We start from the raw sequence: 20,803 nt of genomic DNA, 5'->3' as shown, positions 1-20,803 counted from the left end.
CTGTCAGGCCTTTCACACGGTCCTCGGTCACTGCCGTACACTGGCGCCATGAAAACCATTCCCCATCGGCAAATCGCCGAACCCGTGGTCACCTGCTCGACCTGTGCGGCCTGCTGCTGTCAGCTTGAAGTGATGCTGATCACCGACACCGGCGTGCCCGAGCGTTTTATCGATACCGACGATTGGGGGGGTGAAGTGATGCTGCGTCTGGACGACGGCTGGTGCGCGGCGCTGGATCGCGACACGATGATGTGCACGATTTACGAGAAGCGTCCGCTGATCTGCCGCGAGTTCGAAATGGGCGCCCCGGAATGCATCGACGAACGCCAGGGAATTGCCACGGCGTATCGCTGAGCACAAAAAAAAAGAGCGCCTGGCGCTCTTTTTTGCTTGAACTGATTTTCCAGGTACTTACAGCGGCATCGTGTAATGCAGCGCGTAGCTTTCAACCCCGTCGTTGTCGCTGCTCAGACCGGCGTTGGAATAGTGCGTCGCACGGATCCCGACTTCATGCCCGCCATTGAAGCGCAGGCCGAAACCGATACGGTCTTCGAACTGGAAAGAGCCGCCGAGCTTGTTGTCTTCGTATTCGGTGTTGGAGAACAGCGCCACGCCGATCCCCGCCTCGACATACGGTTTGACCGACTGGCCGGCAAACTCGTAAACAAATACCGGCGAGAAGGACAGGCTGTTGTTGCTCGACGTCTTGTCGCCTTCCCAATAAGTGTAGGCACCGCTCCAGTAACCGGTCAGACGACCCACGTCACTTTGCAGCCAGCTCTTGTCCCAATCGAAATTCATGCCCAGGCGATAAGTCATGGTCGAATCGCTGGTAGCACCCACTGCAAACTCGACGCCAGCAGCTTGTGCGGTAAAACTTTGCCCCATCAGTGCAGCCGCAATCGCGGCCAAGCAGAATAGTCGCTTCACTTTGAAACTTCCTTTTCCGGAACGATCGTTTGGTTTTTTAGGTCACTCTGCGCTATAGAAATCTGCGCTTGGTCAGAAGTTCAGCTGACTTTTTAGATATTTCACATTTTTTTTACAAAGTGAATCTTTCAACGTCGCCAACGACTTGGCCCAGCAGGACCAGGGTCTTGCGCAGAGACGCGGGATCGGCGCTGGTCCAGAATCTGACCGGGCGGTTCGGACCTGCGGCGAGCAGATCACGCTCGGCCAGCAGCCGCTGCAATTGCCGCGCTACCGCCGCGCCCGTATCGATCAGGCTGATGCTCTCGGGGATCATCGACTTGAGCATCGGCTTGAGAAACGGGTAGTGGGTGCAGCCCAGGATGATCGTGTCGCAACCGTTGGCCAGTAGCGGGTCAACGTAGTGCTTGAGCAAGGCACGTAACTCGGGGCTGTGCAGATCGCCGCTTTCAATGCGCTCGACCAGTCCTGGACACGGCTGAGTGATGACCCGCACATCCGTGGCGAAGCGGTCGAGCAATGCGGCGAATTTGGCGCTCTGCAAGGTGCCGGTGGTGGCGAGCACGCCCACCACACCGCTGCGGGTGGCGGCGGCGGCCGGTTTGACCGCCGGCTCCATCCCAACAATCGGCCACTCGGGAAAGTCCCGGCGCAGATCGGCAACGCCGGCCACGGTCGCGGTATTGCACGCGATCACCAGCGCCTTGGCGCCCTGCTCGCGGAAAAACCCGGCCATCACGCTGCAACGCTGGCGGATGAATTCCGGGGTTTTCTCGCCATAAGGGATGTGGCCGCAATCGCCCAAGTACAGCAGCGATTCGTTCGGCAGCAGGTGCTGGATTTCCGCCAGCACCGACACGCCACCGACGCCGGAATCGAATACGGCAATCGGCGCTTCACGCATGCTGCGAACCACAGACGCTGCACCCCGGATCGCGCTTGACCCGCAGTTCACGAAAGCGCGAGCCCAGTGCATCGATCAACAGCAGACGGCCCACCAGCGGCTCACCAAATTCCGCCAGCAGCTTCAAGGCTTCCAGCGCTTGCAGGCTACCGACCAGACCGACCAGCGGCCCGACCACGCCGGCTTCGCTGCAAGTCAGTTCGGCTTCGCTGCCGTGACCGTACAGGCAGTGGTAGCACGGGCTCTCGGTGCGACGCGGGTCGAACACTGAGAGCTGTCCTTCAAGACGGATCGCCGCGCCGCTGACCAATGGCTTGCGCGCCGCCACGCATGCGGCGTTGACCGCTTCGCGGGTGGAGAAATTGTCCGAACAGTCGAGCACCAGATCCACCGCGGCCACGGCGGCGGCGAGGGAATCCTCATCCAGCGCCTGACGATGGGGCACCAGGCGGATTTCAGGATTGATCGCGCTCAGGCGCTTGAGCGCCGAGTCGACCTTGGTCATGCCGACGCTGTCGGTGTCGTGGATGATCTGGCGTTGCAGGTTGGTCAGGTCGACCGTGTCGAAATCCGCCAGGTGCAATTCACCGACACCCGCCGCCGCCAGGTACAAGGCCACCGGCGCACCGAGGCCGCCGAGGCCGACGATCAATACCCGGCTGTCCTTGAGCTTCAACTGGCCATCGATGTCGATGTGTTGCAGCAGGATCTGCCGACTGTAGCGCAACAATTCCTGATCATTCAGCACGGCAGGCGCCCCAGGCTGATCCGTTGATGGCCGCCCAGATCGGTGCGGCTGTGGACTTCGTCGAAACCTTGCGTCAGCAGCAGATCGCGCACGGCTTCGGCTTGATCATAGCCGTGCTCGAGCATCAGCCAGCCACCGGCCTCCAGATGGGCCGGCGCCTGGGTGATGATCAGCCGCAGATCGTCGAGCCCGTCGATGCCGGCCACCAAGGCGCTTTCCGGCTCGAAACGCACATCACCTTCCACCAGATGCGGGTCGGCGGCGCGGATGTACGGCGGGTTGCTGATGATCAGCTCGAAACGCTTGCCTTCGAGGGCGCTGAACCAGTGGCTGCTCAATACCGTGGCGTTGTTCAGGTGCAGGCGCTGACGATTGCGCTCGGCCAAGGCCACGGCCTCCAGAACGCGATCCACGGCGGTGACCTTCCACGCCGGGCGCTCGCTGGCCAGGGCCAGGGCAATTGCCCCGCTGCCGGTGCCAAGGTCGAGGACCTTGGCCGGGGTCGCCGGCAACAACTCCAGCGCGGCTTCCACCAGCAGCTCGGTGTCCGGACGCGGGATCAGCGTGTGCGGCGCGACTTCCAGATCCAGCTTCCAGAAACCCTGCTGGCCCAGAATGTAGGCGACCGGTTCGCCACTGCGGCGGCGTTGCAGGTACTCGGCGAAGACCAGCGCAGCTTCGCTGGGCACGATGCGCTCGGGCCAGGTGTGGAGAAAACTGCGCGACTTGCCCAGCGCGGCGGCCAGAAGCAATTCGGCGTCCAGACGCGCCGTCGACGAGTCCGGCAGTTCGGCGGCGCGCAACAGGCTGGCGATGATGGTCATTTACTCACCTATCGCTGCGAGTTGGTCGGCCTGGTATTCGGCCAGCAACGGCTCGATCACCGCTTCGACGCCACCGGCGAGAATTTCGTCGAGGGAATACAGGGTCAGGTTGACGCGATGATCGGTGACCCGGCCCTGGGCAAAGTTGTAGGTGCGGATGCGCTCGGAGCGGTCACCGGAACCCACCAGCAATTTACGTTCGCTGGCGATGGCGTTGGCCGCGGCGGCAGTTTGCTGATCGTTGAGCTTGGCCGACAGCCAGGCCATCGCCCGGGCGCGGTTCTTGTGCTGGGAACGTTCTTCCTGGCACTCGACAACGGTGCCGGTCGGTATGTGGGTGATGCGGATCGCCGAATCGGTGGTGTTGACGTGCTGACCACCGGCCCCGGAGGAGCGGTATGTGTCGACGCGCAAATCCGCCGGGTTGATCTCGATGGCTTCACGCTCGTCCGGCTCGGGCAATACCGCCACGGTGCAGGCCGAGGTGTGGATACGGCCCTGGGATTCGGTGGCGGGTACACGCTGTACGCGGTGCGCGCCGGATTCGAATTTCAGCTTGCCGTAAACGTTGTCGCCTTCGATGCGGGCGATGACTTCTTTATAGCCACCGTGTTCGCCTTCGTTTTCCGAGAGGATCTCCACGCGCCAGCCACGGCGTTCGGCGTAACGCGAGTACATGCGGAACAGGTCACCCGAGAAGATCGCCGCCTCGTCACCACCGGTGCCGGCGCGGATTTCGAGAAACACGTTGCGCCCGTCGTTGGGATCCTTGGGCAGCAACATGCGTTGCAGGTCGGATTCCAGCGTGATCAGCAATTCCTTGGCTTCGCGGACTTCTTCCACAGCCATCTCACGCATGTCCGGGTCGCTGTCCTTGAGCAGCGCCTGTGCGCCTTCAAGATCGCTTTGTACGCCGAGCAGCTTTTTATAGCCTTGTACCACCGGCTCAAGTTCGGCGTATTCCTTGGAATAAGCGCGGAATTTGGTCTGGTCGGAAATGACTTCGGCGTCGCCGAGCAGCGCGGTCAGTTCCTCGAAACGGTCCTGGAGGATGTCCAGCTTATTGAGCAGTGACGCTTTCATTGCGGTTTTTTATCCGAAAAGCTATCCGGTGAGCCCTCGAGGGCAAAGAGTTCCTGAGCCATGGCCAGCGCATCAAGGCGGCCTTCGGCAGAAAGCTTTTTCAACTGCACGCTCGGGGCGTGCAGGAGTTTGTTGGTCAGGCCACGGGCCAGTTGCCCGAGGATGTCTTCGGCGTTGCCGCCGTTGGCCAGCAGGCGCAGAGCCTTTTGCAGCTCTTCGTCACGCAGGCGTTCGCTCTGTTGACGATAGGCCTTGAGCACATCGACCGCCGCCAGCTCGCGCAGGCGCACCATGAAATCGTCGGCGCCGACCGAAACCATCTCTTCGGCAGCCTGGGCTGCACCCTGACGGCTCTTGAGGTTTTCGGCGACCACTTCGTGCAGATCGTCGACGCTATAGAGGTAAACGTCGTCGAGTTCGCCGACTTCCGGCTCGATGTCACGGGGAACGGCGATGTCGACCATGAAGATCGGCTTGTGCTTGCGCAACTTCAGCGCGCTTTCCACCGCACCTTTACCGAGGATCGGCAACTGACTCGCGGTAGAGCTGATCACGATATCGCTGCGCACCAGTTCGGCCGGGATGTCCGATAGCAACACTGCATGGGCACCGAACTGCTCGGCCAGCAGGCTGGCGCGTTCCAGGGTCCGGTTGGCGACCACGATGCGTTTGACCCCCAGTTCATGCAGATGGCGGGCGACCAGGGTGATGGTCTCGCCGGCGCCGATCAGCAGGGCCTGGCTGCGTTGCAGGTCGCTGAAAATCTGTTTGGCCAGGCTGACGGCGGCAAACGCCACGGACACCGGGTTTTCACCGATGGCGGTGTCGGTGCGCACTTGCTTGGCGGCGTTGAAGGTCGCCTGGAACAGTCGCCCGAGCAGCGGCCCGATAGTGCCGGCCTCGCGGGCCACGGCGTAGGCCGATTTCATCTGGCCGAGAATCTGCGGTTCGCCCAGCACCAGCGAGTCGAGCCCGGAGGCGACGCGCATCATGTGACGAACGGCCGCATCGTCTTCATGCACATAAGCGCTCGCGCGCAGCTCATCGAGGCTCAAATGGTGATAGTCGGCCAGCCAGCGCAGCACGATATCGGCCGACAGCTGATCCTGTTCTATATACAGCTCACTGCGATTGCAGGTGGAGAGGATCGCAGCTTCGCGGCTGTCGGTGAGTCGGCAGAGCTGCTGCAAGGCCTCCACCAGCTGCTCAGGGGTAAAGGCCACGCGCTCGCGGACGTCTACTGAAGCAGTCTTGTGGTTGATACCGAGTGCAAGGAAGGCCATTCAAGGTCGCTGATGGTGACGTGAAGCCGGCAATTGTCCTACTTCGTCAGATTCAGAACAACTACCGCTGACTATTGTCCCAATTGTCGGCCCCTATAATGGCCACAATCGAGACTCGGTTATGTTTGGCCGAAGGCTTGTGTCATGATGATCCGACCGCAGGTTAGTCGTCCTCTTCCTATATGAACAGATCTTCCGCGTTGCTCCTCGCTTTTGTCTTCCTCAGCGGCTGCCAGGCCTTGGCCCCCGTTTCGCAGGACGGTGCCTCACCGGTCGAAGACACCACGCCGGCCCCTGAAAAGCCCAAGGTTTACAGCTCGTTCAGCCAGGAAACGGTGTTCAGTCTGCTGAGCGCCGAGCTCGCCGGCCAGCGCAATCGTTTCGACATTGCCCTGGACAACTACGTGACCCAGGCCATCAACACCCAGGATCCGGGCGTCTCCGAGCGTGCGTTCCGCATCGCCGAGTACCTGGGCGCCGACCAGCCGGCTCTCGATACCGCGCTGATCTGGGCGAAAAACGCCCCGGACGACCTCGAAGCGCAACGCGCCGCCGCCGTGCAACTGGCCCGCGCCGGGCGTTATGACGACTCGATGGTCTATATGGAGAAAGTCCTGCAGGGCAAGGGCGACACCCATTTCGACTTCCTCGCACTGTCGGCCGCCGATACCGATCAGGAAACCCGCAACGGCCTGATGAAAAGTTTCGACCGCCTGTTGCAGCGTCACCCGAACAACAATCAGCTGATTTTCGGCAAGGCCCTGCTGATGCAGCAGGATGGCGACACCAAAGGCGCGCTGACCCTGCTCGAAGACAATCCGCCGGAAGACGGCGAGATCGCCCCGATTCTGCTGCGTGCACGCCTGCTGCAAGGGCTGAGTCGTGGCGACGAAGCCTTGCCGTTGCTGCAAAAGAGCATCAAGAAGTATCCGGACGACAAACGCCTGCGCCTGACCTACGCGCGGATGCTGGTAGAGCAGAACCGGATGGACGACGCCAAGGTCGAGTTCTCCACCCTGGTTCAGCAATACCCGGAAGACGACGAGCTTCGTTACTCCCTGGCACTGGTCTGCCTGGAAGCCAAGGCCTGGGACGAGGCCAAGGGTTATCTGGAAGACCTCATCGCCCGGGAAAGCCATGTCGATTCGGCGCATCTGAACCTGGGGCGCATCGCCGAAGAGCGCAACGATCCGCAAGGCGCGCTCATCGAGTACGCCCAGGTCGGCCCGGGCAACGATTACCTGCCGGCGCAACTGCGTCAGGCCGATATTCTGATGAACAACGGCAAGACCGCCGAAGCCCAGAGCAAACTGGCCGCCGAGCGCGATGAGCAGCCGGATTACGCGATCCAGCTGTACCTGATCGAAGCCGAAACCCTGTCCGCCAACAATCAGGGCGACAAGGCCTGGAAAGTCCTGCAACAAGCGTTGCAGCAGTACCCGGACGATCTGAATCTGCTTTACACCCGCGCGATGCAGGCGGAAAAACGCAATGACCTGGCGCAGATGGAAAAAGACCTGCGCCTGATCATCAAGCGCGATCCGGACAACGCCATGGCCCTCAACGCCCTCGGCTACACCCTCTCCGACCGCACGACCCGCTACGCCGAAGCCAAGGCGCTGATCGAGCAGGCCCACCAGATCAATCCGGAAGACCCGGCAGTGCTCGACAGCCTCGGCTGGGTGAACTTTCGCATGGGCAATCTGGAAGACGCCGAGAAATACTTGCGCCAGGCCCTCGATCGCTTCCCCGATCACGAAGTCGCCGCTCATCTGGGCGAAGTACTGTGGGCCAAAGGCAAGCAGCGCGAAGCCAAGCAAATCTGGGGCAAGTTCCTCAAGGACCAACCCGACAGCACCATCCTGCGCAGCACCATCAAGCGCCTGACCGGATCCGAGACTCTTTAACTCATGTTTTTGCGCCACGTCATCGTTTTCAGCTTCATCGCCCTGCTCGCCGGTTGCGCGGGCTTCGGCGCCCGTGAATCCGTCGAGGGCCATGGCAGCCCTGCCCAATGGGCCGCGAACAAACAGCAACTGACCGGTCTCGACGGCTGGCAGATCGACGGCAAGATCGGCATCCGCGCGCCGAAAGACTCGGGCAGCGGCACGCTGTTCTGGCTGCAACGTCAGGGCTACTACGACATCCGCTTGTCCGGCCCGCTGGGTCGCGGCGCGGCGCGGCTGACCGGCCGCCCGGGCGCGGTGTCACTGGAAGTGGCGAATCAGGGTCGCTATGAAGCACCAACTCCGGAAGCACTGATCGAAGAGCAACTGGGCTGGAAACTGCCGGTCTCGCATCTGGCCTGGTGGGTTCGCGGCCTTCCGGCCCCGGACAGCAAAAGCCGCTTGACCCTGGACGGCAACAGTCGCCTGGCCAATCTGGATCAGGATGGATGGCAGGTCGAATACCTCGGTTATGCCGAACAGAACGGTTACTGGCTGCCCGAGCGGATCAAGCTGCACGGCACCGATCTGGACGTGACGCTGGTCATCAAGACCTGGCAACCGCGCAAACTGGGGCAATAACGCATGACCGCTGCACGCCTGACGCTGCCCTCGCCGGCCAAACTCAACCTGATGCTGCACATTCTCGGTCGCCGTGAAGACGGTTATCACGAGTTGCAGACGCTTTTTCAGTTCCTCGACTACGGCGACGAAATCACCTTCGCCGTGCGTGACGACGGCATTATTCGCCTGCACACCGAATTCGACGGCGTGCCCCACGACAGCAACCTGATCGTGCGCGCGGCGAAAAAACTGCAGGAGCAATCCGGCTGCTCGCTCGGCATTGATATCTGGATCGACAAGATCCTGCCGATGGGCGGCGGCATCGGTGGCGGCAGTTCGAACGCGGCCACCACGCTGCTTGGTCTCAATCATTTGTGGCAACTGGGTTGGGATCAAGATCGCCTGGCGGCACTGGGCCTGACGCTGGGCGCCGACGTGCCGGTGTTCGTGGGTGGCCATGCGGCTTTCGCCGAAGGTGTCGGCGAAAAACTGACCCCGGTCGAGCCCGCCGAACCGTGGTATGTCGTACTCGTTCCGCAAGTCTCTGTTAGTACGGCAGAAATTTTTTCAGATCCTTTGTTGACACGTAACACGCCGCCCATTAAAGTGCGCCCCGTTCCCGAGGGAAACAGTCGAAACGACTGCTTGCCGGTGGTCTCGAGGCGTTACCCGGAAGTACGTAACGCATTGAATTTGTTAGGTAATTTTACCGAAGCAAAACTCACCGGAACTGGAAGTTGTGTGTTTGGGGGCTTCCCAAGCAAAGCTGAAGCTGATAAAGTCTCGGCCCTTCTGACAGAGACCCTTACAGGGTTTGTAGCAAAAGGAAGCAACGTTTCGATGTTGCATCGCAAGCTGCAAAGTCTGCTCTAAAGGAATCAAGTGCCCGGCACTTGCAAGCAATAGATACAGGGGCGTCGCCAAGCGGTAAGGCAGCAGGTTTTGATCCTGCCATGCGTTGGTTCGAATCCAGCCGCCCCTGCCATTTTCCTATACTCATCCAGGTATACCCTCAGCCTTCAGGTACTGCGCGTGTCCAAGATGATGGTCTTTACGGGGAACGCTAACCCCGATCTGGCTCGGCGTGTCGTACGTCAGCTGCATATCCCTCTCGGTGACATCTCTGTCGGTAAATTTTCCGACGGCGAAATTACAGCCGAGATCAATGAAAACGTTCGTGGTAAAGACGTCTTCATTATTCAGCCGACTTGCGCTCCGACCAACGATAACCTGATGGAACTGGTAGTGATGGCTGATGCCTTCCGCCGCTCCTCGGCTACTCGTATCACTGCTGTTATTCCTTATTTTGGTTATGCCCGTCAGGATCGCCGTCCGCGTTCCGCACGTGTGGCTATCAGCGCGAAAGTCGTTGCTGACATGCTCACCGTAGTCGGCATCGACCGTGTTCTCACGGTTGATCTGCATGCTGACCAGATTCAGGGCTTCTTCGATATTCCGGTAGATAACATCTACGGCTCCCCGGTTCTGGTGGATGACATCGAAGATCAGCGCTTCGAGAACCTGATGATCGTGTCCCCGGACATTGGTGGCGTCGTGCGTGCACGTGCCGTTGCCAAATCCCTGGGCGTGGATCTCGGGATCATCGACAAACGCCGTGAGAAAGCCAATCACTCTGAAGTGATGCATATCATCGGTGATGTCGAAGGGCGTACCTGCATTCTGGTCGATGACATGGTCGATACCGCCGGCACCCTGTGCCACGCGGCCAAGGCCCTGAAAGAGCATGGCGCAGCCAAGGTCTTTGCCTACTGCACACACCCTGTGCTGTCGGGTCGGGCCATCGAGAATATCGAAAATTCCGTGCTGGACGAGCTGGTGGTCACCAACACCATCCCGCTGTCCGCTGCAGCACAAGCCTGTGCACGTATCCGTCAACTGGATATCGCACCGGTTGTTGCCGAAGCGGTTCGCCGCATCAGCAATGAAGAATCGATCAGCGCGATGTTCCGTTAAGGGCCCTGCCCTTCGCGAAATGTCTCGTTGACGAAAAGCGCCCCGCCCCGGCATCTCTGCCGGGGCGGGGCTTTTTTGCCCATACCGTGTTCGGCGCTGGTCGCAAACGCCACTCGGTCATGGCTATTTTGGAGATACAAAATGAACGATTTTACTTTGAATGCTGAACTGCGTTCCGACCTGGGGAAAGGTGCGAGCCGCCGCCTGCGTCGTCTCGCTGCCCTGGTTCCAGCTGTTGTTTACGGTGGCGAAAAAGCCCCTGAATCCATCAGCATGCTGGCCAAAGAAGTTGCCAAACTGCTCGAAAACGAAGCGGCCTACAGCCACGTTATCGAACTGAACGTTGGTGGCACCAAGCAAAACGTAATCATCAAGGCTCTGCAACGTCACCCGGCCAAAGGCCACGTGATGCACGCTGACTTCGTACGCGTTGTAGCTGGCCAGAAACTGACCGCTATCGTTCCTGTGCACTTCATCAACGAAGCGGCTCCAGTGAAGAAAGGCGGCGAAATCTCGCACGTTGTTGCCGAGATCGAAGTTTCCTGCCTGCCGAAAGATCTGCCTGAGTTCATCGAAGTCGACCTGGCTAACGCTGAAATCGGCACCATCGTTCACCTGTCGGACCTCAAGGCTCCTAAAGGCGTTGAGTTCGTTGCTCTGGCACACGGCGATGACAAGGCTGTTGCCAACGTCCACGCTCCACGTGTTGCTCCAGAAGCTACCGAAGAAGGCGCAGCAGAGTAATTCACTCTGTCATGCCTGAGTGAGCAGGTAACATCGCGGACTGGAACGTAGCGAGAAAGCGGGCGGGAACGCGGAGTTTACATCCATGGTAAATGAGCATTTTTCGTCCACTTTCGCCGCCTTCCCTGATCGCGGCGATGTTATCCACCACTCAAAGGAAGGGCCCCTATCGTGACTGCCATCAAACTGATCGTTGGCCTGGGAAATCCAGGCGCTGAATACGAACAGACCCGGCATAACGCAGGGGCCCTTTTTGTTGAGCGCATCGCCCACGCACAGAACGTGAATCTCGTGGCCGATCGCAAGTATTTCGGCCTGACCGGGCGTTTTTCGCATCAGGGTCAGGATGTTCGTCTGCTGATTCCCACCACCTACATGAACCGCAGCGGCCAGGCCGTGGCGGCACTCGCCGGTTTCTTCCGCATCAAGCCTGAAGAGATCCTGGTGGCACATGACGAACTCGATCTGCCTCCGGGCGTCGCCAAACTCAAAGTCGGCGGCGGCCATGGCGGTCACAACGGGTTGCGCGACATCATTGCGCAATTGGGCAATCAGAATACGTTTCACCGCCTGCGGCTTGGCATCGGCCACCCGGGCGTCGCCAGTATGGTTTCAAATTTCGTCCTGGGTCGTGCGCCACGCGCCGAACAGGAAAAACTCGATGCCAGCATCGACTTTGCCCTCGGCGTGCTGCCGGATATCCTCGCCGGTGAATGGAACCGCGCGATGAAAAACCTGCACAGCCAGAAGGCCTGACTCTAATCCGAGGGGAAACACCATGGGATTCAATTGCGGCATCGTCGGCCTGCCTAACGTCGGCAAGTCCACCCTGTTCAACGCCCTGACCAAATCCGGGATCGCGGCCGAGAACTTCCCCTTCTGCACCATCGAGCCGAACAGCGGCATCGTGCCGATGCCGGATCCGCGTCTGGATGCCCTGGCGGCCATCGTCAATCCGAAGCGCATCCTGCCGACCACCATGGAATTCGTCGACATCGCAGGCCTGGTGGCCGGCGCGTCGAAAGGTGAAGGCCTGGGCAACAAGTTCCTGGCCAACATCCGCGAAACCGACGCGATCGCCCACGTTGTGCGCTGCTTCGAAGATGAAAACGTGATCCACGTTTCCAACAGCGTCAACCCGAAGCGCGACATCGAAATCATCGACCTGGAACTGATCTTCGCCGACCTCGACAGCTGCGAGAAGCAACTGCAGAAGGTTTCGCGCAACGCCAAGGGCGGTGACAAGGACGCAGTGGCCCAGAAGGCCCTGCTGGAGCAGTTGATCCCGCACTTCACCGAAGGCAAGCCTGCACGCAGCCTGATGAAGAACATGAGCGCCGACGAAAAGGCGATCATCAAGGGCTTCCACCTGCTGACCACCAAGCCGGTCATGTACATCGCCAACGTCGCTGAAGACGGTTTCGAGAACAACCCGCACCTGGACGTGGTCAAGGCCATCGCCGAAGAAGAAGGCGCCATGGTCGTTCCGGTCTGCAACAAGATCGAAGCGGAAATCGCCGAGCTGGATGACGGCGAAGAGAAAGACATGTTCCTCGAGGCCCTGGGCCTGGAAGAGCCCGGCCTCAACCGCGTGATCCGCGCCGGCTACGAAATGCTGCACCTGCAGACCTACTTCACCGCCGGTGTCGAAGAAGTCCGCGCCTGGACCGTCCGCGTCGGTGCCACCGCACCGCAAGCCGCCGGCGTAATCCACACCGACTTCGAAAAAGGCTTCATCCGCGCCGAAGTGATCGCCTACAACGACTTCATCCAGTACAAGGGCGAAGCCGGGACCAAAGAAGCCGGTAAATGGCGTCTGGAAGGCAAGGACTACATCGTCAAGGACGGCGACGTGATGCACTTCCGCTTCAACGTGTAAAAGCCGCACCCAATAAAAAGCCGCGTTCGATACGCGGCTTTTTTATGCCTGAAATTCAGTCCGTCAGGCCTTTCTGGTTTTCGGCAGGAAGATCGCCAGCACCCCGAACAGCGGCAGGAACGAGCACAGGAAGTACACGTATTCGATGCCGTGAATGTCCGCGAGATGCCCGAGCAACGCCGCACCAATCCCGCCAAAACCGAACATCAGACCGAAGAACACCCCGGCAATCATCCCCACGTTGCCCGGCACCAGTTCCTGCGCATACACCACGATCGCCGAGAACGCCGAAGCGAGGATGAAACCGATCACCACGCTCAGGACGCTGGTCCAGAACAGATCGACATGTGGCATCAGCAGCGTGAACGGCGCCACGCCGAGGATCGAGAACCAGATCACCGCCTTGCGCCCGATCTTGTCGCCAATCGGCCCGCCGAAGAACGTGCCCGCCGCGACCGCGCCGAGGAACAGGAACAGGTGCAGTTGGGAACTTGCCACCGACAGGTCGAACTTCTCGATCAGGTAGAAGGTGAAGTAACTGGTCAGGCTGGCCATGTAGAAATACTTGGAGAACACCAGCAGCCCGAGCACCACCAACGCACTGGTCACCCTGCCCTTCGACAGTCCATGAGTGGCGGCCTGGCCAGCCTTGAGCTTGAACAGGTTCAGGTGATGGGCGTACCAGCGGCTGATGCGATAAAGCACGAACAACGCAAACACTGCGAACAGCCCGAACCACGCCACGTTGCCCTGACCGAAAGGAATGATGATCGCCGCCGCGAGTAACGGGCCGAAGGCCGAACCGGCATTACCACCGACCTGGAACGTCGACTGCGCCAGACCGAAACGCCCACCAGAAGCCAGGCGGGCGATACGAGAAGCCTCGGGGTGAAAGGTTGATGAACCAATGCCGATCAGCGCCGCCGCCAGCAGAATCAACGGAAAACTGCCGACCATCGACATCATCACGATGCCGATCAGCGTGCACACGGAACCTGCCGGCAGCAGCCACGGCTTCGGGTGCCGGTCGGTGTGATAACCGACCCACGGCTGCAACAGCGAAGCGGTCAATTGAAAGGTCAGGGTAATCAGGCCGACCTGAGTAAAGCTCAAGCCATAGTTGGCCTTGAGCATCGGATAGATCGACGGCAGCACCGACTGGATCAGGTCGTTGATCAAATGCGCCAGCGCCACCGCGCCGATGATGCGCATCACCAGTGGACTGCTCTGGGGAGGAGCGGACGCCGAGGCAGCGGCGGTCTGAACGTTGCTGATAGCCATGGGAGTTTCCGGACTGCAGATGGGTGCACGCGGGCAGGTGCGTCAATGTGCCATTTTTCGGTGCGCCAGCGCCATCCCCTTAGCCAGCTAACGAACTATTCAATCGTCGCGTCGCAAGTGATAGCGCAACGCCATGGTCTGAATCTTGCCTTGCTTATCCGCTTGAACGCGGCGCCCTTACAAAGGGCATCGAGAATGGGAAGTTTCGCTACAGAGCCGGCCTACAGAGCGGGTAAGGGTGAACTTTCGAGGCCTTTAAGCAGGGCACCAATCCCGGTCGCAACGACCGCGATGCACGCCGATGGTGCGTGGTGTCCAGAGGAGTCATGGGGCATGCAGTTTTTTTTATCACCGGGGATCGGATTGCTGGGGCGGTTTGGCTTCGCGCGTAAATTCCAGTTGTTGTTTCTACTGTTTATCCTTCCATTGGCCGGCAGCCTGTTGATGATCGGCCAGGACTATCGCGAAAAACTCAACCTGATCGCTGGCGAACGTGCCGGCGTGCGGCAGTTGCTCGCCCTCGATGCGCTCGACAACCTGCTCGCCGCCCAACGCGACCGCGCCGCCCGCTGGCGCGCCACGGAAACCAACCGTCAGCCGACGCCCGCCACCCTCGCCGCGATGGCCGCATTCGATGCTGTGCAGCCTGCCGTTGCTCAGGCCACACTGGATCTGGGCAATGCCTTGCGAGCCGAAGGCGCGGAAGGCGAAACACTGACCCGCTATCAGGCCCTGCAAGCCGCGCTCAATGGTCTGGACTCGAAAAGCCTTTCCGGTGTTGGCTGGTGGCCAGACGGTTATGATCGCTTCACCAACGCACTCAGCGCCCTGCAAGCGCTGCGCGAACAAATCGCGATGGATAATCGCCTGATTCTTGCGCCGTGGCTGGAAACCTATCTGCTGACGCAGATTTCCACCCAGCACGCACCGGACCTGATCGAACGCGTCGGCCGACTGGCAGCTGTCGGCCAGGCGTCCGTGGTTTCCGGCCAGTTCACTCTGCAAAGCCGTTTGCAACTGCGTGACTTGCGCAGCCGCATCGGTGATGCCCGCGAGCAGTTGGTGAAAACCGCAGGCCTGCTCGAAGCGCGTCTGCCGCCAGCCCTGCAAAACTGGGCCGGGCAGTATCACGACAGCCTCAAACAACTGGATGCGGGTTTGAAAGTGCTGGATGACGGCGTATTCGGCGGCAGCATCAATCTCAAGCCTGAAGCGTTCGAGCGCAGCCTCGATGCCCTGCTCGGCAACCTCGCCACGCTGCGCCAGCAATCGCTGGTATCGCTGGATCAGCGGCTGGATGACTACCATGGATCGGCGATTCGTCAGTTCATCGTTGTGGCGACGGTCTTCGGTTTGCTGTTGCTGGCGGCGCTGTACTTGTTCGTTTGCCTGCAAGCCTCGATCCGTCGTAGCGCCAGCGGCATCACACTGCTGGCTGAGGCTTTGCGCGACGGTAATCTGAGCCTGCAAGTGCCAGTCGTGGGTCGCGATGAACTGGCCTCGATCAGCACCGCACTCAACGTGGCGGTGGTGCAATTGCGCACCAGCCTGCTGGGTGTCGATCACGAGACTTCGCAACTGAGCAACGCCGTGCGCAGCCTCAATGAACACTCCAGCGGCGCCCTCAGCGAAGTCGAGGCGCAGCAATTGCAGATCAGCCAGATCGCCGCAGCGGCCACACAACTGGCAGCGACTTCTCAAGGCGTGGCGCAGAGTTGCGAACAGGCGTCGGGCAGTGCCCAGCACACCCGGCGCATCGCTGCCGACAGCAGCCGTGACAGCCAGCGCACTACAGCAAGTATTCAACAGCTCAATCAGCGTCTGAACGAAACCGCAGCAGCGCTCGGCCGGGTCAGCGAGCAAGGGCAGCAGATTCAATTGGTGGTCGATACCATTCGTGGCGTCGCCGAACAGACCAACCTGCTGGCGCTCAACGCCGCCATCGAGGCCGCTCGCGCCGGTGAACAAGGGCGGGGTTTTGCCGTAGTGGCCGACGAGGTACGCAGCCTGTCGCAGCGTACGCAGTCGTCTACCGCGCAGATCGCCGGTACGGTCGACAGTCTGCGCAATACGGTCAACGAAGCCGTGAGCCTGATGGAAGCAGCGTGCGGCCAGGCGCAATCGGATGCCGAGGCGGTCACCGGACTTGGCGAACGCCTGGGGGAAATCGCCAGCGCCGTGCAGAGCGTCACCGACACCCTCGCCCAGATCGCCACGGCGGTCGAAGAACAGGCGAGCACCGCCGATGAGGTCAGCGGCAATATCCAGCAGGTGGATCAGGCGGCGGTCCGCCTGCTTGAAGGTGCGCGGGCGGTGAACCTTGCGGCGGACACCTTGAGTCAGGGCAGCCATGCCTTGAGTGCCAACACCGGAAGATTTCAGCTGCGTTGAAAGCCCCTCCCGCCCCGATTTTCGGTGCGGGAGGATAAGCGGTTGAAAATAAGAAGAAATATTTTGAATTTACGCTTGACGCTTTTCCATTTCAGGGGAATAATGCGCGCCACTTGGCTACATAGCTCAGTTGGTTAGAGCATAGCATTCATAATGCTGGGGTCCGGGGTTCAAGTCCCTGTGTAGCCACCAAGTACTAAAAACGGCTTACCGAAAGGTAAGCCGTTTTTTTATGCCTCGAGAAAAGTGCCTCCCCGCTGGATCGGTCTGATTCTGTAGGAACCCGGTGCGAAAGGCGTATGAAGAGGATTATTCGTTCGATCAGGCCTCTGCATCCCGGCAAGTCGATTTGATCGCCATCCCGATTGACCGACAAGCTCCCCTGTCTCGATTCCCGGACAGACAGGGAGTGGTCATGGACCTGAACAAATTCCTTTTCGACGATGAGTGGCGTCGAAAACGCCCGAGCGAAAACGCGACATGGACCGGATGGATTCCACCCCCGCCACCAGAACCCGTTTATATCCGGACAGACGAATGGCCCACCCCGACGCCCCGCGACGATCTGGTATTTGCCAAGTCCTGCACACCGGACAACTGGTGTCGAACGGATGCCGGCACAACACCTGAGCCCGCCTCTCACTTCGGCAAAGTCATGGTGGCAGGCGCCCTGCGCATTCCCGCTGCCAATCACGCCGTAGCGAAAGCCATCGGCGCCGATCTGGCGTTGGGGCGCATGGCCGGTGGTGGAATCCTGCAGCAGCGCCTTAATTGGGCAATCCGCGGTGCGGGAGGCCCGGCCAGCGTGTTTATCCTCGGGATGCTCCCGACCCGAATGGGCGACGGCACGCTTCACACTGATGAACAGCTACGCAGCATGAGCCGCGCCACCACTCGCGTGCGCTTTCAGTTTCGGCGTGATGCCGAAGGGGTCATGCAGGTTTACGGCATTCACACCGGCGCTTCGGGCGATGACTCGGTGCGCACCGTAAAAGTCGAGTGGAACAGCGACAAGACCGCCATGGAGGCGAAGCTCAACGGCATCACGATTTTGTGGACGCCGCAACGCGGGCCGCTGGGATCGATGCCGCCGCTGGTGTATCCGGAACACGGCGAACCACTCAGCACGATTCTCGTCCATCCGATCGCGGCGAACACCGACAGCCAGATTGAAATCCTGCCCGGCGAAGACATCACCGCCGAGGATTGTATTCTTGTGTTTCCGGCGGAGACCGGGCTGAAGTCGTTGTATGTGGTGTTTTCGAAACCGGCGAGATTAACGCCTGGGACGGTGACGGGGGTTGGGGAGGATGTTTCCGGGATATGGCTTGACCATGCCCGGGGGGGATCTGGTGCGCCAATCCCAACCAGCATTGCCGATTCGCTAAGAGGGCGTGAATATTCCAGCTTTGATTCATTCAGACGCGCCTTCTGGGCCGAAGCATCAAAAGATACCAGGCTAGCCGGGCAACTCAGCGAAGATAGCTTGGAGCGTATGCGCAACGGAAAGGCGCCTCGCGCCCGATTAGCTGATGCGGCTGGTAAAAGAATCTCTCACGAAATTCATCATGTGGAACTGATATCTCAAGGCGGCGAGGTCTATAACGTTGACAACCTGAGGGTCCACACTCCTAAAAATCACGTCGAAATACACCAGGATTGAGGCAACTGCATGAGCGACCCCTTCATCAAAAGCAATTTCTCTGATTACACCGAACAAGACTTCGTTGAGTTCATTGACGAGATCAGAAAGGAAGACAAGGCACCTACAGATGACCGTGCAGATATTCTATTGCTGCACTTCAACAAGATCGTTGGGCATCCGAGCAAGATGGATCTTATCTACTACCCTGAGCCAGGTGCTGACACGTCGTCCTCTGGCATAGCCCGTACAGTCGCGGCATGGCATGAAGCAAACGGACTGCCAGGATTCAAGAAGTGAAGATTCATGGTCAATCACTGAAATGACTTCACACTACTAAGTATTAAAAACGGCTTACCAAAAGATAGGCCGTTTTTTTATGCCTCGAGAAAAGTGGCCTCCTCTGCAGATCAGCCAGATTCCGTAGGAACCGGGTGCGAAAAGCGTACGAAGAGGATTATTCGTTCGATCAGGCCTCTGCATCCCGGCAAGTCGATTTGATCGCCATCCCGATTGACCGACAAGCTCCCCTGCCTTGATCCCAAGACAGACAGGGAGTTGTCATGGGTCCGGACAAAGATCCTTTCGATGATATCTGGCGCCGAAAACTTCCGAACGGTGGCGCCTTAATTGGGCAATCCGCGGTGCGGGAGGCCCGGCCAGCGTGTTTATCCTCGGGATGCTCCCGACCCGAATGGGCGACGGCACGCTTCACACTGATGAACAGCTACGCAGCATGAGCCGCGCCATCACTCGCGTGCGCTTCCAGTTTCGGCGTGATGCCGAAGGGGTCATGCAGGTCTACGGCATCCACACCGGAGCCTCGGGCGACGACTCCGTGCGTACCGTGGGAGGGAGTTTTCAAACTTCGACGCGTTCAGAAAAGCATTCTGGCAAGCCGTGCGGGATGATCCAGAACTTTTCGATCAGTTCAATTCGGATGCCCAAGATCGTTTAATGTCGGGCAACGCACCCGCGGTTCGAGACAGGGAGTCTGTAGGCACAAGAGGGGTATTTGAAATACATCACGTCGAGCGGATCACTGATGGCGGCGCTGTCTACGACATAGACAACCTCCGAATCAACACCCCTAAAAATCACATCTTTCAACACAAAAAACAGTGAACGCACATGGAAAAAATATCTGAATACACTGAAACCGAATTTATCCGTTTCATCGAAAAAATACGTGCCACCAATAAAAGTGGATCGGATACGGAGCTTGGCGAGCTGCTGGCACAATTCAGAAAGCTGACCGGTCACCCGGACGGCACCGACTTGATTTTTTATCCCGAACCAGGAGAGGACAATTCTGCCGTGGGCATTACGAAGACCGTAAAAGAATGGCGTGCTACCAACGGACTGCCAGGCTTCAAGCAGTGAACATCAGCCGGCCATAGTCCCACCCACTGCAAATATCCAAGCAGTCAAAACGGCTTACCGAAAGGTAAGCCGTTTGTTTATCCCTCGCCCATTAACGCCGCCAGCCCTCTCGCCCAAATCTGCCGCGTCCGCAAACCGACAATCGCCCGCCAGTCCGGATCCGCCGGATAAAACTGCTCCAGCAGATTCAACTTGATCGCCCTCCCCGCCGCATCCAGCGGATCGCCATGCAGATGCAGCCAGTGATCGTCGCGCAGATAACGATGCACGTCCGGCCCCGGATAAGTCCCGCACTCGATCACGAACGGCATCAGTTGCACATTCGGCAGCGCATTGAGCAATGCCTGCGAGGTGTAGCCGGTAGCGGTCGCGGCAACGCCGGTTTCACTCAAGGTTTCGGCGCCGGTGTGCAGCGTGTAGAGCCACGGGCCGTAAATCGATTGCGCTTGGGCCAGTGCCGGATACGGCGCCTGGGTTATCGTCAGCAGCATCGGATGCCCGTACTCACCGGCGCCGGTGTGCAGGTCGAAACACATCACGGTTTCAGCGCCGGCCAGATGATTCTCGATGATGGAATGCAGCGTGCGATTCGACCAACTCGGCGCGAGTCCGCCAAAGAACAACCCGTCGGAATGACTGTGCTGGCCGCCCTCGACAATCGACATCACTGCCGGCCAGCCGTGCTCGGCAATTTGCGCATCGAGAAAGGCATCAGCCTTTTGCCGCTCGGGGCCGTTCAAATCGGTGCAGGCGTAGATTTCATGGAGCGCCGCGTAAGCGCGGTTGTCCGGAAGCGGTCGGTTGAAATCCAGGTGATTGCGGTTGAGGTCGATGTTGTCTTCGTTGACCCGCCGCAGCCACGCCGTGCCCCACGGGTTGATCAGATGAACCATCACCACCGCGACATCCTTCGGCAGCGACTCCGGCGTGAAATGCTTCAGCCAGTCGATCTGGCACTCCGAGCCGTAATAACCTTCAACCCCGTGGGTGCCGCTGAGCGCCACCAGACGCCGTTTGGTCGCTGGATCCCCCAGCACCGCGATATCGGTACTCAAAGACTCGCCAAACGGCCCATTGAGCGGATGCGCGTACGAAGAGAGCGTGGCACCCGCCACCTTCGCGGCAGCAAGAAAGCGCTCGCGCTGTTCGCGATAGCTGGGCTGTGTCGGAAATGCGTTATGCATGGCGGCCTCTTGTTGTTTGTTCTGGCTTCACTATTGGCTCTGA

General features: G+C 59.6%; 22 protein-coding genes and 2 tRNA genes. 16 read left to right on the top strand and 8 right to left on the bottom strand.

What is annotated here, in order from left to right; all coding sequences use genetic code 11:
* The first annotated feature begins 48 nt into the window (after positions 1-48).
* Positions 49-354: a YkgJ family cysteine cluster protein gene (locus ACKJSM_RS25145; protein WP_011335918.1), complete on the top strand. Its 306-nt coding sequence runs from the start codon at positions 49-51 to the stop codon at positions 352-354.
* A gap of 57 nt (positions 355-411) precedes the next feature.
* Here ACKJSM_RS25145 and ACKJSM_RS25140 read toward each other — a convergent pair whose 3' ends face one another.
* The 6 genes from ACKJSM_RS25140 to hemA all read right to left on the bottom strand — a co-directional run bounded on the left by ACKJSM_RS25140 (position 412) and on the right by hemA (position 5,772).
* The gene (locus ACKJSM_RS25140) at positions 412-930 is read right to left on the bottom strand and encodes an acyloxyacyl hydrolase (protein WP_039766327.1); all 519 of its coding nucleotides are present in this window, start codon (positions 928-930) and stop codon (positions 412-414) included.
* Between the two features lie 112 nt (positions 931-1,042).
* A complete protein-coding gene (murI, locus tag ACKJSM_RS25135) occupies positions 1,043-1,834 on the bottom strand; it encodes a glutamate racemase (protein ID WP_236182235.1) in 792 nt (263 codons plus the stop codon).
* Positions 1,827-2,582 carry a molybdopterin-synthase adenylyltransferase MoeB gene (locus ACKJSM_RS25130; RefSeq protein WP_236182236.1) on the bottom strand — a complete coding sequence of 252 codons (756 nt, stop codon included), beginning with the start codon at positions 2,580-2,582 and terminating at the stop codon, positions 1,827-1,829. The genes murI and ACKJSM_RS25130 overlap by 8 nt, the downstream gene beginning before the upstream one ends.
* The gene (gene prmC, locus ACKJSM_RS25125; protein ID WP_410239187.1) at positions 2,576-3,406 is read right to left on the bottom strand and encodes a peptide chain release factor N(5)-glutamine methyltransferase; all 831 of its coding nucleotides are present in this window, start codon (positions 3,404-3,406) and stop codon (positions 2,576-2,578) included. Before prmC ends, ACKJSM_RS25130 begins: the two co-directional genes overlap by 7 nt.
* Entirely contained in the window at positions 3,407-4,489 is a 1,083-nt protein-coding gene (prfA, locus tag ACKJSM_RS25120; protein WP_236182238.1) for a peptide chain release factor 1, read from the bottom strand. It lies immediately after the preceding gene.
* The gene (gene hemA / locus ACKJSM_RS25115; RefSeq protein WP_236182239.1) at positions 4,486-5,772 is read right to left on the bottom strand and encodes a glutamyl-tRNA reductase; all 1,287 of its coding nucleotides are present in this window, start codon (positions 5,770-5,772) and stop codon (positions 4,486-4,488) included. The genes prfA and hemA overlap by 4 nt, the downstream gene beginning before the upstream one ends.
* 182 nt (positions 5,773-5,954) lie before the next feature.
* Here hemA and ACKJSM_RS25110 point away from each other — a divergent pair, with 182 nt between their 5' ends.
* From ACKJSM_RS25110 to ychF, 8 genes are all read left to right on the top strand, one after another.
* Positions 5,955-7,679, top strand: coding sequence for a tetratricopeptide repeat protein (locus ACKJSM_RS25110; RefSeq protein ID WP_236182240.1), 1,725 nt, complete (start codon positions 5,955-5,957; stop codon positions 7,677-7,679).
* A 3-nt stretch (positions 7,680-7,682) separates the two neighbouring features.
* Positions 7,683-8,300, top strand: coding sequence for a lipoprotein insertase outer membrane protein LolB (gene lolB, locus ACKJSM_RS25105; protein WP_236182241.1), 618 nt, complete (start codon positions 7,683-7,685; stop codon positions 8,298-8,300).
* Between the two features lie 3 nt (positions 8,301-8,303).
* A complete protein-coding gene (gene ispE, locus ACKJSM_RS25100) occupies positions 8,304-9,155 on the top strand; it encodes a 4-(cytidine 5'-diphospho)-2-C-methyl-D-erythritol kinase (protein WP_410239186.1) in 852 nt (283 codons plus the stop codon).
* Positions 9,156-9,192: 37 nt separating this feature from the next.
* A tRNA-Gln gene (locus tag ACKJSM_RS25095) sits at positions 9,193-9,267 on the top strand.
* Between the two features lie 47 nt (positions 9,268-9,314).
* Positions 9,315-10,256: a ribose-phosphate pyrophosphokinase gene (locus ACKJSM_RS25090; protein WP_003171603.1), complete on the top strand. Its 942-nt coding sequence runs from the start codon at positions 9,315-9,317 to the stop codon at positions 10,254-10,256.
* Between the two features lie 141 nt (positions 10,257-10,397).
* A complete protein-coding gene (locus ACKJSM_RS25085) occupies positions 10,398-11,000 on the top strand; it encodes a 50S ribosomal protein L25/general stress protein Ctc (protein ID WP_236182243.1) in 603 nt (200 codons plus the stop codon).
* A 171-nt stretch (positions 11,001-11,171) separates the two neighbouring features.
* On the top strand, positions 11,172-11,756 hold the full coding sequence (pth, locus tag ACKJSM_RS25080) for an aminoacyl-tRNA hydrolase (RefSeq protein ID WP_007951726.1): 585 nt from the start codon (positions 11,172-11,174) through the stop codon (positions 11,754-11,756).
* A 22-nt stretch (positions 11,757-11,778) separates the two neighbouring features.
* Positions 11,779-12,879 carry a redox-regulated ATPase YchF gene (gene ychF / locus ACKJSM_RS25075; protein ID WP_410239185.1) on the top strand — a complete coding sequence of 367 codons (1,101 nt, stop codon included), beginning with the start codon at positions 11,779-11,781 and terminating at the stop codon, positions 12,877-12,879.
* 63 nt (positions 12,880-12,942) lie between these two features.
* Here the strand turns inward: ychF and ACKJSM_RS25070 are convergent, their stop codons facing one another.
* Positions 12,943-14,160, bottom strand: coding sequence for an MFS transporter (locus ACKJSM_RS25070; RefSeq protein ID WP_236182245.1), 1,218 nt, complete (start codon positions 14,158-14,160; stop codon positions 12,943-12,945).
* Between the two features lie 333 nt (positions 14,161-14,493).
* Here ACKJSM_RS25070 and ACKJSM_RS25065 point away from each other — a divergent pair, with 333 nt between their 5' ends.
* From ACKJSM_RS25065 to ACKJSM_RS25035, 7 genes are all read left to right on the top strand, one after another.
* Positions 14,494-16,551 (top strand): methyl-accepting chemotaxis protein, encoded by a 2,058-nt coding sequence (locus ACKJSM_RS25065; protein ID WP_410239184.1) that lies wholly within the window; start codon positions 14,494-14,496, stop codon positions 16,549-16,551.
* Between the two features lie 115 nt (positions 16,552-16,666).
* Positions 16,667-16,743 (top strand) — tRNA-Met (locus ACKJSM_RS25060).
* Between the two features lie 223 nt (positions 16,744-16,966).
* Positions 16,967-18,214 (top strand): S-type pyocin domain-containing protein, encoded by a 1,248-nt coding sequence (locus ACKJSM_RS25055; RefSeq protein WP_410239183.1) that lies wholly within the window; start codon positions 16,967-16,969, stop codon positions 18,212-18,214.
* 9 nt (positions 18,215-18,223) lie between these two features.
* Positions 18,224-18,493, top strand: coding sequence for a bacteriocin immunity protein (locus tag ACKJSM_RS25050; protein WP_410239182.1), 270 nt, complete (start codon positions 18,224-18,226; stop codon positions 18,491-18,493).
* Between the two features lie 364 nt (positions 18,494-18,857).
* Positions 18,858-19,151: an S-type pyocin domain-containing protein gene (locus ACKJSM_RS25045; protein WP_410239181.1), complete on the top strand. Its 294-nt coding sequence runs from the start codon at positions 18,858-18,860 to the stop codon at positions 19,149-19,151.
* Complete coding sequence (locus ACKJSM_RS25040; RefSeq protein ID WP_410239180.1) at positions 19,094-19,318, top strand: hypothetical protein; 225 nt, start codon at positions 19,094-19,096, stop codon at positions 19,316-19,318. Before ACKJSM_RS25045 ends, ACKJSM_RS25040 begins: the two co-directional genes overlap by 58 nt.
* A 6-nt stretch (positions 19,319-19,324) precedes the next feature.
* On the top strand, positions 19,325-19,576 hold the full coding sequence (locus tag ACKJSM_RS25035) for a bacteriocin immunity protein (RefSeq protein ID WP_064599398.1): 252 nt from the start codon (positions 19,325-19,327) through the stop codon (positions 19,574-19,576).
* 77 nt (positions 19,577-19,653) lie between these two features.
* Here the strand turns inward: ACKJSM_RS25035 and ACKJSM_RS25030 are convergent, their stop codons facing one another.
* A complete protein-coding gene (locus tag ACKJSM_RS25030) occupies positions 19,654-20,760 on the bottom strand; it encodes a DUF2817 domain-containing protein (RefSeq protein ID WP_410239179.1) in 1,107 nt (368 codons plus the stop codon).
* Positions 20,761-20,803 lie beyond the last annotated feature (43 nt).

Source organism: Pseudomonas sp. PHC1 (assembly GCF_046487845.1).
Taxonomy (GTDB): Bacteria; Pseudomonadota; Gammaproteobacteria; order Pseudomonadales; family Pseudomonadaceae; genus Aquipseudomonas; species Aquipseudomonas sputi.
Note: the sequence above shows the minus strand (reverse complement) of the source record. Positions and strands in the feature narration are given on the sequence as shown.

Bases quoted from the DNA above. Each gene is read 5' to 3' on its own strand.
- ACKJSM_RS25145 (WP_011335918.1), top strand. From the start codon at position 49: ATGAAAACCATTCCCCATCGGCAAATCGCCGAACCCGTGGTCACCTGC.
- murI (WP_236182235.1), bottom strand. From the start codon at position 1,834: ATGCGTGAAGCGCCGATTGCCGTATTCGATTCCGGCGTCGGTGGCGTG.
- prmC (WP_410239187.1), bottom strand. From the start codon at position 3,406: ATGACCATCATCGCCAGCCTGTTGCGCGCCGCCGAACTGCCGGACTCG.
- prfA (WP_236182238.1), bottom strand. From the start codon at position 4,489: ATGAAAGCGTCACTGCTCAATAAGCTGGACATCCTCCAGGACCGTTTC.
- hemA (WP_236182239.1), bottom strand. From the start codon at position 5,772: ATGGCCTTCCTTGCACTCGGTATCAACCACAAGACTGCTTCAGTAGAC.
- ACKJSM_RS25110 (WP_236182240.1), top strand. From the start codon at position 5,955: ATGAACAGATCTTCCGCGTTGCTCCTCGCTTTTGTCTTCCTCAGCGGC.
- lolB (WP_236182241.1), top strand. From the start codon at position 7,683: ATGTTTTTGCGCCACGTCATCGTTTTCAGCTTCATCGCCCTGCTCGCC.
- ispE (WP_410239186.1), top strand. From the start codon at position 8,304: ATGACCGCTGCACGCCTGACGCTGCCCTCGCCGGCCAAACTCAACCTG.
- ACKJSM_RS25085 (WP_236182243.1), top strand. From the start codon at position 10,398: ATGAACGATTTTACTTTGAATGCTGAACTGCGTTCCGACCTGGGGAAA.
- ychF (WP_410239185.1), top strand. From the start codon at position 11,779: ATGGGATTCAATTGCGGCATCGTCGGCCTGCCTAACGTCGGCAAGTCC.
- ACKJSM_RS25070 (WP_236182245.1), bottom strand. From the start codon at position 14,160: ATGGCTATCAGCAACGTTCAGACCGCCGCTGCCTCGGCGTCCGCTCCT.
- ACKJSM_RS25065 (WP_410239184.1), top strand. From the start codon at position 14,494: ATGCAGTTTTTTTTATCACCGGGGATCGGATTGCTGGGGCGGTTTGGC.
- ACKJSM_RS25055 (WP_410239183.1), top strand. From the start codon at position 16,967: ATGGACCTGAACAAATTCCTTTTCGACGATGAGTGGCGTCGAAAACGC.
- ACKJSM_RS25050 (WP_410239182.1), top strand. From the start codon at position 18,224: ATGAGCGACCCCTTCATCAAAAGCAATTTCTCTGATTACACCGAACAA.
- ACKJSM_RS25035 (WP_064599398.1), top strand. From the start codon at position 19,325: ATGGAAAAAATATCTGAATACACTGAAACCGAATTTATCCGTTTCATC.
- ACKJSM_RS25030 (WP_410239179.1), bottom strand. From the start codon at position 20,760: ATGCATAACGCATTTCCGACACAGCCCAGCTATCGCGAACAGCGCGAG.